Consider the following 12,712-nt stretch of genomic DNA (forward strand, 5'->3'; position numbering starts at 1 on the left):
TTATATATAATAATTAACTCTTATTTTCGTTATTTATTATTCATTAACGTCTCATAAATCAAATAGGCAGTTCGTTTGGAAGCCCCGGATTCTCCTAATTTATTTTGTAGTTGATCATATTGTAAAATTAGATTGGATCTATGCTTAGCCTCTAAGATCTTAGATAATTCTTTTTTTAAATTAAAAGGAGTAAGCTCGTTTTGAATTAATTCTTTTACGATTTCTTTATCCATGATTAAATTTACTAAGGAAATGTATTTTATATGCTTAATTAAGCGTTTGGCTATGAAATAGGATATTTTACTTCCTTTATAACATACTACCTGTGGAACTTTTAATAATGCTGTCTCTAGTGTCGCTGTCCCTGAGGTTACTAATGCGCCTTCTGATAGTTGTAGTAATTGATAGGTTTGATTCGTTATGATTTTTATATTACTATTTATTAAATGGTTATAAAAATTCAAATTAAATGAGGGTGCTCCTGCGATGACAAATTCATAGTCTGGAAATTCTTTTTTAATGCTAAGCATTAAAGGTAAAATTTTTTTTATTTCTTGCTTTCTGCTTCCAGGTAATAGAGCTATAATTGGTTTATTAGATAATCTATTTTCTGATCTAAATTGTTGATCATTGATTTTAGGTATATGTTTTAGAGCATCTAACAGTGGATGACCTACAAAATTAACTTTATAATTGTACTTTGCATAAAAATCTTTTTCAAATGGTAGAATTACATACATATGATCCACATACTTTTTTATTAACTTAACCCGTCCAGATTTCCAAGCCCAAAGTTGGGGTGAAATATAGTAATATGTCTTAATTCCTAGATTTTTAACAAATTTACATAATCGTAGATTAAACCCTGGATAATCAATAAAAATAACGCAATCTGGATGAAAGTTGGAGATATCCCCTTTACAAAATTTGATATTACCTAGAATAGTTCCAATATTTTGTACAACTTCCACAAATCCCATAAATGCAAGTTGTTTGTAATGTTTTACCAATTGACCTCCTTGAGCCTGCATCAAATCTCCTCCCCAGAATCTAAATTTTGCTTCAAAGTCTAATTTTTTAATTTCTTTCATTAAGTTTGAAGCATGCAAATCACCTGAAGCTTCTCCTGCAATTAAATAGTATTTCATGGCTGTTATTTGATAAGTTATATGGGAATTTGCTAAATATTTAAATATAATATCTAATCTATTATTCTAAATCTTTGCTTATTCTAATTAAAAAAGTTTATTTACTTGCTCATTAAATAATTTTCAAATTATTATTTAATAAGTATTATTGTTAATAACTTTAGGATTCAATAAATGAAACAACAGAATTATAAAAATCAGTTGGATTTTCTGCTTGCACCCAATGTCCCGCATTAGATATTGAAATAAATTCAGAATTAGGGAATTGTTTAATAATTTCAATTTTGTCATCCTCAAGTATATAATTGGATTTTTCTCCTGAAATAAATAAACTTGACCCGAGAAATATACCAGTTTCAATGGCTTTTGAAATTATGTGAATATAATTTTTCTCTAAACCTTTCAAGTTAAATCGAAAATCAAATGAATTATCATCCTTTCTATAAACATTTTTTACTAAGAACTGAACAATGGCCTTATTATCAATTTCTTTAGAAAGCATATTTTCAACATCTTTTCGATCTCTTACATTAGAAAAATCTATAGTATTTAATGCTTCAAAAATTTTGACATGATGTGGCTTATAGGCTTTGGGAGCCATATCTACAACAATTAGTTTATGAACTAAATCAGGTTTCTCTATTGAAAAAGACATGACAGCTCTTCCTCCTAAAGAATGACCTAGAAGAATAGGTTTATTTAAGTTATAAAAATCTATATAATCTGCAATATCTTCAACCATAGATTCATAACTCATTTCATCAGAATGAAAACTTTTTCCATGATTTCTTAAATCAATTAGATGAGTATCATAATTTTCTCCAAATTTTTTTCCTAAACTTCCCCAATTATCAAGTAAACCAAACAAACCATGGAATATTAAAAGGGATGGTTTGTTTTTGTTTTCGTATATTTTAGAATGTAAGATTTGTTTATTCATTTTTAATGCTTTTATACAAAAGTAAATAATTATTAATTCAGCTTAGAGAGGTATATGCGAATTAATAAATATTTTATAATTATTTTTTTCTAGAAAAATTAATTTTATCATACTTTTACATGCTAATCTCATTAAAAAGTGAATTAAATTATAAAATGAATCAACCAGGCAAAAAGTTACAGAGAAACCTAACAAATAGACATATACAATTAATAGCTATTGGTGGAGCTATAGGGACAGGATTATTCATGGGCTCAGGTAAAACGATTAGTTTAGCAGGACCCTCAATATTATTGGTTTATGCAATCATAGGGTTTGTATTATTTTTCGTTATGCGCGCAATGGGGGAATTATTATTATCGAATCTTCAATACAAATCATTTGTAGATTTTGTAACAGATTTGTTAGGTCCTACTGCTGGATTCTTTATGGGTTGGACTTATTGGTTCTGTTGGATAGTTACTGGGAGTGCAGATTTAATTGCTATTTCAGGATATATTGAATATTTATTTCCTGGAGCTGTTGATCCATGGGTACCCGCATTCATTTGTATATTTATTTTTCTATGTCTAAATTTATTAACTGTAAAACTTTTTGGTGAAGCAGAATTCTGGTTTTCAATTATAAAAATTTTAGCAATCGTAGCTCTAGTTATTATTGGGGCTGTTTTCATCATCTATAAATTTAAGACACCCGTAGGTATTGTTGCATCTTTAAGTAATATATGGAGCGATGGAGGATTCTTTCCTACTGGATTCGCGGGTTTTGTAGCTGGATTTCAGATTGCGGTTTTTGCTTTTGTAGGTGTTGAATTGGTAGGTACTACTGCTGCTGAAACTAAAGATCCTGAAAAAACTCTTCCTAAGGCGATCAATGCAATACCTGTACGTGTAATATTTTTTTATGTATTGGCTTTGGCTGTTATAATGTCTGTAATGCCATGGAGAATGATAAATCCTAATGCTAGTCCATTTATAGTATTATTTAATTTCGCAGGAATTGCTGCTGCTTTTAGTATTACGTATTTTGTGGTTTTGACCTCCGCAGCATCTTCAGCAAATAGTGGTATTTTTTCAACAAGTAGAATGCTTTACGGTTTAGCTCTAAGTCAAAAGGCTCCTACAATTTTTAAAAAACTCTCTAAAGTTTCAGTACCCGCATATGGTCTTTTATTTTCATGCCTTTGTTTACTACCGGCAGTTATTTTATTATACTTTGGGAATGAAAATATCATGCTTGCATTTACTTTAGTAAGTACAGCTTCAACAATTTTGTTTGTTTTTGTATGGTCAATGATTTTGATCTCCTATATAGTATATAGATCGAAAAGGAAAGAATTACACAAAAAATCTAAATTCAAAGTCCCAGGTGGATTATTTTCTGTTTACGGAGCTTTAACGTTCTTTGTTCTTCTTATTATAGCTCTTTGGTTTAAAGATGATACTAGGCAAGCATTAATCTTTACACCCGTATGGTTTATTATTCTCGCTGTTGGGCATTTTCTAATCCCTAGCAAAGTTAGAAAGCAGTGGTTAAATGACGGGTTTGATTTAAATGAGAATGATTCATTTAAGTAATTACAAGCAGTAAAAGATTGATTATATAAATAGTTAAATAGATTTAAATTTTTTTATTATCGGAAATAGATTTATTTAATTCATCCAGTCGATTATTCAATTTTTTGATAGTGTCTAATAATTCTCTATGATTTCTTCTAGAAATTTGAGAACTTTTATGAACACTTACTCCACTACCCGCAGCAATGGAAGCACCCAATGCACTAATAACATTGGTATAATTTCCAAAAATTAATTGAGCATTGTCGGAGGGCATAAAATCTTTCCAAGACGGTATTATAATGCATAGGAGAGCGAAGATTACTAGGTAAAAAAGTAAGAATAAATAAATAAAAATAGAAAGTCTACTAGAAAGCCAATCTGGTATTTTATTAAAGAAATTATTTATATAGTTCATTTTTTTTATTATAAAAATAAAAAAAATAAACATCGGAATAAATTTTTAACGAAATTTTAAATAGCGCTTTAAAGGAACACTTTAGTAAGCATAACTCTTAAAAATTTTTAACTTTGGATGTTTAAAAACAAAAAAATAATATGGCTAAGAATTGGAAAACTATAAAAGAATATTCAGATATATTGTTTCAATATTGGGAAGGGATTGCAAAAATTACAATCAATAGACCTCAAGTATACAACGCATTTAGACCGGAAACCAATTTTCAAATGTTAGAAGCCATGGACTATTGCCGTGAACATTCAGAAATTGATGTTATTATTTTAACGGGTGCAGGAGACAAAGCGTTTTGTAGTGGAGGAGACCAGAACGTAAAAGGTGTGGGAGGATATATGGGAGAGGATGGCATTCCCAGATTAAATGTGTTGGACTTACATAAAAAAATTAGAGAAATACCAAAGCCAGTCATCGCAATGGTTAACGGCTATGCAATTGGAGGAGGACATGTGCTTCATGTAGTATGCGATCTAACGATAGCTTCAGAAAATGCAAAGTTTGGACAAACTGGACCAAAAGTTGGAAGTTTTGATGGTGGATTCGGGTCTTCTTATTTAGCTAGAAGTGTGGGGCAAAAAAAAGCAAGAGAAATATGGTTTTTGTGTCAACAATATACCGCCCATGAAGCAATGGAAATGGGCTTGGTAAATAAAGTGGTTCCTTTTTCTGAATTGGAAGATGCTACTATTGAATGGTGCCAAATAATGCAAGAGAGAAGCCCATTGGCTTTGCGGATGATTAAGCGGTGCTTAAATGCTGAATTAGACGGTCAACATGGTCTAATGCAGTTGGCAGGAGATGCTACTTTAATGTATTATTTAATGGATGAAGCTCAAGAAGGGAAAAATGCTTTTCTGGAAAAGCGTAAGCCAGATTTCAAAAAATTCCCTAAGTTTCCTTAATTATTAATATAAAACTTAATTAAAATGGATATAGCAGAAATATCAAAAAAAAGGTTTACCACCAAACATTATAATAAGGAAAAGAAAATTTCTACACAAGACATTCAAAAACTTTATGAAGTATTAAAAAATGCACCATCTTCTGTTAATTCTCAACCTTGGCATTTTATAATAGTTGAGTCTGATGATGCGAAGAAAAGAATATTACCAGCCATTTTAGAATTCAATCATGCAAGGATAGAAGGAGCTTCACAAGTAGTTATTTTTTGTGCTAAATTAAGGTTTACGGAAGAACGATTCCAAGAATTAATTGAGCAAGAAGATAATGATCATAGATTTTCAAATGAAGAACTAAAAAAACAGAACGATGAGGGAAGGAGATATTTTGTTGGTTTAAATAATAGTTCTGAAGAAAAATTAGTTAATTGGGAAAGTAAGCAAATTTACATTGCATTAGGTCAATTACTTTTAGCCGCCGCTAGTTTAAAAATTGATTCTACTCCCATTGAAGGCTTCATACCTGAAAAATTAGATGAAATACTTAATTTAAAGGAAAAAGGTTTAACAAGTGTAGTAATTGCAAGTTTAGGATATCATGATGAAAATGATTATAACGCTTCTCTACCTAAATCTAGATTGCCAGAAGATAAGTTATTTACCTTCTTATAAAAAGAAGGTTTCTATAATTGAGTATGTTCTTTTAAAGATAAAGAAATTTAAAAAAGGGATTAAATATTTAATCCCTTTTTTAATAAAATTATTTCATTATACTATTAAAATAGGTATATCAATCTTAGAATGTATTTTAGTAGAAGTTGTTCCAAATATAAGGTTTACTAAACCCTTGTGTCCATGTTTAGCAATTAATAAAATTTCAATTTGATTTTCTTCAGTTAAGTTTCTAAGATTAATTGCAGGCAGTCCATATCCTAATTTTGTTTCAATATTTTCGTATCCTTCTTTCTCTAAAAAATCCCTATAGGAATCAAGTTTTTTTGTATCAAATTTTGTTTCAAGATCATCTGCAATTTTTCCGTAGTAGTTAGCCGAAGCACTTTCAGTAATATGTATTAGAATAATACGAGTAGTTTTATCTGCGACCAATGAAAGATAATTGAGCACTTTAGCATCATTCTTTGAGAAATTTAAAGCAATCCCAATAGTATTAAAATTTTTAATTTGTGAAAGTTTATTTTTTACTAAATTATCGTGAATATTAAACTTCAATTTTTTTGCTCTTACTAACCAAGGATAAATAATTATATTGAATAAAAAAAATAGTAAAGAAAAAGAAATACAACCTAAAACTATTTTAACTCCTAAGGAAATTTCAGGATTTTTAAATATCAAGATTTCCTCGTCATAGACCAGTTTAATATTCAGAATTACAATAATAATACATACCAGCCATGAAAGAATTTTTATAGGAAGTTTAATGGCAAATTTTCCCATTTTTTCTTTATCACTTACAAAATGTATTAAAGGAATAACGGCAAACCCTAATTGCATGCTAAGCAAAACCTGACTAAAAATAAGCATTTCATCAACAGAATTGTCTCCTAAAATGCTAATCACAATAACTGCTGGAATTATAGCAAGCATACGGGTCAATAATCTTCGAAGTGCTGGATTCATACGGAAATGTAAATATCCTTCCATTACAATCTGCCCAGCCAAGGTACCTGTAACTGTAGAGCTTTGTCCGGCTGCGATTAAAGCTATAGCAAATAAAAATGGAGCCATTGGACCTAAGATATTAGAAAGCATTCTATAAGCATCATGTAAACCAGCAATATCATGTAATCCCGCCTTGTAAAAGGTAGCAGCTGCTAATATTAAAATTGAAGCATTAACAAAAAAAGCTAAATTTAAAGCAATAAGGCTATCAAAAAAATTATATTTGATGGCTCTTTTTATAGATTGAAAATCTCTTTTTATTTTTCTTGTTTGAACAAGTGCTGAATGTAAATATAAATTATGAGGCATTACAGTTGCACCTATAATTCCTATAGCTATATAAAGAGCTTCGTTATTAGGTAAAGAGGGTTTAAATCCTTGTACAACTTTTTCCAGTTCTGGTTTTGCTAAAAACATTTCAACCAAAAAACATCCGCCAATAATACTTACTAAAGCTATAATAAAAGCTTCCATTTTACGCATACCAAACCTTTGTAAAACAAGAAGTAAAAATGTGTCTAAGGCGGCTATCCATACACCCCAAATTAGATCTAAGCCAAATAAAAGTTGTAGTCCTATTGCCATTCCTAACACCTCAGCCAAGTCAGTGGCAGCTATAGCAATTTCAGCAAAAGCATATAGGATATAATTCATCCACTTAGGATAATATTCTCGATTGGTTTGCGCTAAATCTAATCCACGAACAATTCCTAAACGAGCACTTAAAGACTGTAGAAGTAAAGCCATTAAGTTGCTCATTAATAATACCCATATCAAGGCATATCCAAATTTACTACCTCCTGCAATATCCGTAGCCCAGTTACCAGGATCTAAATATCCTACAGCAACTAAATAAGCCGGGCCAAAAAATGCAAAAATACGTCTCCACCTTTTAGGGCTATCCGTATTAATAGATTCATGTACTTCTTGTAAAGATTTTTTGTTCAATTGTTAGGTCTTTCTAACTGCTAAATTAGGTAAATTAAGTTATAAATATTAAATTGATGATAAATTTTTATTATCTAGTGATTTTGGGTCCCATAAATGATTTTTAAAATTAACAATTTGATCGTTTTCTACTTCCAATCCCTCGTTTTCAAGAAGTTCCTTCATTAAAGATGGAGTTGCAAAATGGTGTTTCCCTGTAAGTAAGCCTTTTCGATTTACTACTCGATGAGCAGGTATATTTAATTGATGAGAATGATTCATAGCATATCCTACCATTCGAGCGGAACTTTTAACTCCGATGTATTCACCAATTAGCCCATAAGTAGTAACTTTTCCGTAAGGAATTTTTGAAACTATTTTATAAACTTTTTCGTAAAATTCTTTCATTTTCGAATTTAGGGACTAAATATTGAAGGTTTTTAATTTATTAAAAAAGCTAGATTTTGTGTTAAAATAATAAATATTTATCTATATATAAGGAAATATTTATTATAAACGTATTTTGTAATATTCTTTGCATCAGTAATTTAAAAGCATTTAAGTTATATTAAGTTTAAAAACATTTTTACAATTATAGAATTTTTTTTTAAATAAACGATTTTTATTTATATTGTCCAAAGAAGAAACTAAGACTTCAAACATAAACCAAAAAATGAGAAATTAATATTTTACTTTTTTAAAAAAATCATTGAATTTTTCTAAGTTTTTAGAAAGTGAAATAAATAAATGACTTTGTTATACATCTAGCAAAGTCATTTTTCATGAATAATCAATAGCTATAGTTAATTCATAAGTTTTTTAAATCGTAATTTTGTTGAAATAAACCCATAAAAAACATGAAGAGGATTAATAAGTTATTTAATGATTTTTTAGAAGATGAAAAAACGGCTGGAATCATTTTGATTATATGCACTATAATATCTTTAATTATAGCCAATTCTATTTTTCAAAATAGCTATTTAGAATTTTGGAAAACGCCAATTCGACTGCAATTCGGAGATTTTAATTTTTTTAATCATCATGGAGAGCCTTTAAGTTTAGATACTTTTATTAACGATGCTTTAATGACGGTATTTTTTCTTATGGTAGGATTAGAGCTAGCTCGAGAAATTTATATTGGCGAATTATCAAATGTTAAGCAAGCACTTTTGCCAATTATGGCTGCTTTAGGCGGAATTTTAATACCTGCAGGAATTTATGCTTACTTTAATTATAATACAGAAACAGCCTCAGGTACTGGTATTCCTATGGCTACGGATATAGCATTTGCATTAGGAGTATTATCCCTTTTAGGAAAAAGAATTCCACTTGCCTTACGCGTGTTTTTAACTGCATTGGCAGTCATTGACGATTTAGGAGCCATTATAGTTATTGCTCTTTTCTATACTCAAGATCTATCTATGTTTTCCTTAGGAACCGCCTTGGGGATTTGGGCAATTTTATTAATTTTAAATTTATTAAAAGTAAAGTCATTAATACCCTACATAATAGGAGGAATAATCATGTGGTATTTTATGTTAAATTCCGGAGTTCATGCAACAATTACCGGAGTTTTACTAGCTTTTGTTATTCCCTTTGGAGACGGAGGTAAAAACACAAAGTCCTATCAATTACTTTCGGCGTTGCATCATCCTGTTAGCTTCTTAATATTACCAGTATTTGCCTTAGCCAATACTGCAATAGTTATAGATTCAGGTTTTCCAGAACTATTTTCTCAACCCTATACTTTAGGTATTTTTCTGGGTTTAGTGTTGGGTAAACCTTTAGGTATATTTTTATTTACTTTTATAGCCTGCAAGTCTAAACTGTGCGTCTTACCTTCACAAATAGGTTGGAAGCAATTAATGGGGATAAGCTTCCTAGGCGGTATTGGCTTTACCATGTCTATATTCATAACATTGCTAGCGTTTGATCCTGTAATGCATTACGATTATATAAACAATGCCAAATTTATGATATTAATAAGTTCTCTTTGTGCGGCGATTTTAGGATTTACTTATTTAAACTTTATATATAGGAAAAAGAATATTTGAATAAATTTTTCAAAAATTTAATGAGAAAATTTTTCTTACCAATTATTTTAAACCTTTTTACGATGACTGATGCTCAACCTTATAATACTGAAATTAAGACGGATATAAATGGATACAAATATGAAACGGTAATTCAAGATCCATCACAAACAAGGATTTATACATTAAAAAATGGGTTGAAAGTGTATTTGGCTCAAAATATTGATGAACCCAAAATACAAACTTTTATAGCTGTACGTACAGGATCTGCAAATGATCCTTCCGACCAGACCGGACTAGCTCACTATCTAGAGCATATGATGTTTAAAGGAACTTCTAAAATCGGAACTTTAAATTGGGAAGAAGAATCTAAATTATTATCACAAATTTCAGATCTTTATGAAGCTCATAAAGTTGAATCAGACCCAGATAAGAAAATTCAAATTTATTCCAAAATTGATGCCTTATCTCAAGAGGCTTCTCAATATGCTGTCGCTAATGAATACGACCAACTTTTGTCTCAGATTGGTGCTTCGGGAACAAATGCTCATACTTGGTTAGATGAAACCATTTATAAAAACGTGATTCCATCCAATGAATTGGAACGATGGCTACTTGTGGAAAAAGAACGCTTTTCTACTTTAGTTTTACGGTTATTTCACACAGAATTAGAAACGGTGTATGAAGAATTTAATCGAGCTCAGGATAACGATGCGCGCTTAGTAAATTATCAGTTGATGGATGCCTTGTTTCCAAATCATCCTTATGGACAACAAACGACCTTGGGCACATCAGAACATTTAAAAAATCCTTCTATGAAGGCAATACATAGTTATTTTGAAAATTATTATGTTCCCAATAATATGGCAATGGTATTGGTTGGGGATTTAGATTTTGAAAATGCCATTCAATGGATAGATCAAAATTTTGGAAATTTTAAATATAGAGAGTTACCGGTTTTTAATAAAATTATTGAGAAACCACTTACATCTGTAGTTAAAAGAACTGTAAAAAGCCCCTCCTCCGAAAAGCTACAACTAGCTTTTAGAACGCAAGGAGCTAATAGTGAAGATCTTTTGAAAGTAAAAATGGTTGATATGATATTAAACAACTCAGGAGCAGGGTTAATTGATATTAACATTAATCAAAAACAAAAAGCACAAGGAGCAGGTTCATATACTTCTTTTTTTAATGATTATGGAATGCATATCTTATTCGGGGCACCCAGAGAAGGACAAGATTTAAAACAAATTGAAAAACTTCTTTTAGATCAAATAGAAGAAGTAAAAAAAGGAAATTTTCCCGATTGGTTAATTCCTGCTATTGTAAGCAATTTTAAAACACAAAGAATTCAAAACTGGGATACAGCAAGTGGGCTAGCAACACAAATGTATACTTCTTTTATACAAAAAAAGTCTTGGGAATCCATTCTTAAAGAATTTGATGAACTGGATAAAATTACTAAACCATCTATTGTTGAGTTTGCCAATAAATTCTATAAAGACAATTATGTAGTTGTTTATAAAGAAACAGGAACGAATGATCATTTAATACGTGTTGAAAGTCCTAGAATTACACCTATAACCATTAATCGTAAAGCTCATTCTATTTTCTATAAAGAATTTATACAAATTCCAGAGAAAGAAATTGAACCTCAATTTGTAGATTATAAAGATAGCATTCATTTTGATAAGATAAATGCCACGCCATTCTCTTTTATTAAAAATAAGAATAATGCCTTAGGGAGACTTTATTATATTTTTGATTTTGGTTTAGATCATAATCAAGAGTTAGGATTAGCTTTAGGGTACTTAAATGTTATTGGTACCAACCAATACAAAAAATCGGAACTTGAACAAGAATTTTATAAGATGGGAGTTAAATACTCGCTTCAGGTTCAAAATGAAAAAATTGTTTTATCTCTTCATGGGTTAGAAGAAAACTTGCCCCAAGGGATACGGTTAGTAGAACATCTATTAAAAGATCCTAAAGTAGATGATAAAGCCTATCATGATTATGTACAAACAATTTTAAAAGCTAGAAAAGATGCACAAAGGAATAAACAATATATTTTTAATGCTTTAATGCAATACGCGAAGTACGGGCAAAACAATCGAATTAAAAATATAATTAAAGAAGAAGAACTTTTTAATAAAAATCCAGAAGACTTAATTCAAATTATAAAAGGGTTAACTTCATATAAACATGAAATTTTTCATTTTGGACCTAACGAAGAGCTAATAAAAAAAGCAATAATTGAAAATCACAATACCTTAGGGAAGAACATATACACCCAATCATTAAACTATGAGGAACTAGTGTCAGATGGAACCATTTATTTTACCCCGTACGATATGGTACAAACGGAAGTTTTAGCACAATCTAAAGGAGAAATATTTGATGTATCTAAAATTTCTTTTGCCTATATATTTAGCGAATACTTTGGAAGTGGCTTATCCTCAATTGTTTTTCAAGAAATTAGAGAAAGTAAGTCGTTAGCCTATTCAGCATATGCTTTCTATTCTATAGCCGCTGATCAGCATAAACATGATGCAGTTTCTCTTTATCTAGGTACCCAAGCTGAAAAATTACCTTTAGCAATGGAAACCATGTATAAGTTGATGAATGATATGCCAGAAATAGAGGAACAATTTGAAAATGCAAAAAAAAGTGCTTTAAAACAAATAGCCTCTCAAAGGATTACCAAAACGAATCTTTTTTGGTCTTACCTTTCAGCAAAAAAGAAAGGGTTGGATGATGATATAAGAAAAAAAGTTTATAGTGAAGTTCAAACCATAGCTTTAAATGATTTAAAAAATTTCTTTAATAAAAATATAAAGAATAAAAAGTATAATGTTGCTTTAATGGGCAATAGTGATATCATAGATTGGAAGGAAATTAAAAAATTTGGAAATGTGGTAGAACTTTCAACGAGTGATTTGTTTTCTCCTACTAACTAAGTGAAATCCTAGCTTAGCTTTCTAAATTTAGATAACTTAAATGAAAGAACAATTAAAATCTTTAAAAGATTAAATATAACAGTAGAACTCGTAA

General features: G+C 29.9%; 10 protein-coding genes. 5 read left to right on the forward strand and 5 right to left on the reverse strand.

What is annotated here, in order from left to right; all coding sequences use genetic code 11:
- Positions 1–29 precede the first annotated feature (29 nt).
- Both lpxB and ETU10_RS00170 read right to left on the reverse strand, forming a co-directional pair.
- Entirely contained in the window at positions 30–1,148 is a 1,119-nt protein-coding gene (gene lpxB / locus ETU10_RS00165; RefSeq protein ID WP_146309254.1) for a lipid-A-disaccharide synthase, read from the reverse strand.
- Positions 1,149–1,308: 160 nt separating this feature from the next.
- Positions 1,309–2,088, reverse strand: a complete 780-nt coding sequence (locus ETU10_RS00170; RefSeq protein WP_146309255.1) for an alpha/beta fold hydrolase — start codon at positions 2,086–2,088, stop codon at positions 1,309–1,311.
- A gap of 155 nt (positions 2,089–2,243) precedes the next feature.
- Here ETU10_RS00170 and ETU10_RS00175 point away from each other — a divergent pair, with 155 nt between their 5' ends.
- Positions 2,244–3,665 (forward strand): amino acid permease, encoded by a 1,422-nt coding sequence (locus tag ETU10_RS00175; protein ID WP_146309256.1) that lies wholly within the window; start codon positions 2,244–2,246, stop codon positions 3,663–3,665.
- A 43-nt stretch (positions 3,666–3,708) separates the two neighbouring features.
- Here ETU10_RS00175 and ETU10_RS11215 read toward each other — a convergent pair whose 3' ends face one another.
- Positions 3,709–3,921: a hypothetical protein gene (locus tag ETU10_RS11215; RefSeq protein ID WP_221410352.1), complete on the reverse strand. Its 213-nt coding sequence runs from the start codon at positions 3,919–3,921 to the stop codon at positions 3,709–3,711.
- Positions 3,922–4,202: 281 nt separating this feature from the next.
- Here ETU10_RS11215 and menB point away from each other — a divergent pair, with 281 nt between their 5' ends.
- Together menB and nfsB are read left to right on the forward strand one after the other, a co-directional pair.
- Positions 4,203–5,021: a 1,4-dihydroxy-2-naphthoyl-CoA synthase gene (gene menB, locus ETU10_RS00185; protein WP_146291411.1), complete on the forward strand. Its 819-nt coding sequence runs from the start codon at positions 4,203–4,205 to the stop codon at positions 5,019–5,021.
- 24 nt (positions 5,022–5,045) lie between these two features.
- Entirely contained in the window at positions 5,046–5,690 is a 645-nt protein-coding gene (gene nfsB, locus ETU10_RS00190) for an oxygen-insensitive NAD(P)H nitroreductase (protein ID WP_146309257.1), read from the forward strand.
- Positions 5,691–5,786: 96 nt separating this feature from the next.
- Here the strand turns inward: nfsB and ETU10_RS00195 are convergent, their stop codons facing one another.
- The gene (locus ETU10_RS00195) at positions 5,787–7,646 is read right to left on the reverse strand and encodes an Nramp family divalent metal transporter (protein ID WP_146309258.1); all 1,860 of its coding nucleotides are present in this window, start codon (positions 7,644–7,646) and stop codon (positions 5,787–5,789) included.
- A gap of 48 nt (positions 7,647–7,694) precedes the next feature.
- Positions 7,695–8,033 (reverse strand): MGMT family protein, encoded by a 339-nt coding sequence (locus ETU10_RS00200; protein ID WP_146291403.1) that lies wholly within the window; start codon positions 8,031–8,033, stop codon positions 7,695–7,697.
- A 449-nt stretch (positions 8,034–8,482) separates the two neighbouring features.
- On the opposite strand from ETU10_RS00200, the gene nhaA reads away from it, so the two are divergent.
- Together nhaA and ETU10_RS00210 are read left to right on the forward strand one after the other, a co-directional pair.
- Complete coding sequence (gene nhaA, locus ETU10_RS00205; protein WP_146309259.1) at positions 8,483–9,679, forward strand: Na+/H+ antiporter NhaA; 1,197 nt, start codon at positions 8,483–8,485, stop codon at positions 9,677–9,679.
- A 62-nt stretch (positions 9,680–9,741) separates the two neighbouring features.
- On the forward strand, positions 9,742–12,618 hold the full coding sequence (locus tag ETU10_RS00210; protein WP_246118397.1) for an insulinase family protein: 2,877 nt from the start codon (positions 9,742–9,744) through the stop codon (positions 12,616–12,618).
- The last annotated feature ends 94 nt before the right edge of the window (positions 12,619–12,712 follow it).

Source organism: Apibacter muscae, assembly GCF_007845595.1.
GTDB lineage: Bacteria > Bacteroidota > Bacteroidia > Flavobacteriales > Weeksellaceae > Apibacter > Apibacter muscae.

Coding starts and splice junctions, on each gene's coding strand:
- ETU10_RS00200 (WP_146291403.1), bottom strand. CDS start 8,033: ATGAAAGAATTTTACGAAAAAGTTTATAAAATAGTTTCAAAAATTCCT.
- ETU10_RS00175 (WP_146309256.1), top strand. CDS start 2,244: ATGAATCAACCAGGCAAAAAGTTACAGAGAAACCTAACAAATAGACAT.
- menB (WP_146291411.1), top strand. CDS start 4,203: ATGGCTAAGAATTGGAAAACTATAAAAGAATATTCAGATATATTGTTT.
- ETU10_RS00210 (WP_246118397.1), top strand. CDS start 9,742: ATGACTGATGCTCAACCTTATAATACTGAAATTAAGACGGATATAAAT.
- lpxB (WP_146309254.1), bottom strand. CDS start 1,148: ATGAAATACTATTTAATTGCAGGAGAAGCTTCAGGTGATTTGCATGCT.
- nfsB (WP_146309257.1), top strand. CDS start 5,046: ATGGATATAGCAGAAATATCAAAAAAAAGGTTTACCACCAAACATTAT.
- nhaA (WP_146309259.1), top strand. CDS start 8,483: ATGAAGAGGATTAATAAGTTATTTAATGATTTTTTAGAAGATGAAAAA.
- ETU10_RS11215 (WP_221410352.1), bottom strand. CDS start 3,921: ATGCCCTCCGACAATGCTCAATTAATTTTTGGAAATTATACCAATGTT.
- ETU10_RS00170 (WP_146309255.1), bottom strand. CDS start 2,088: ATGAATAAACAAATCTTACATTCTAAAATATACGAAAACAAAAACAAA.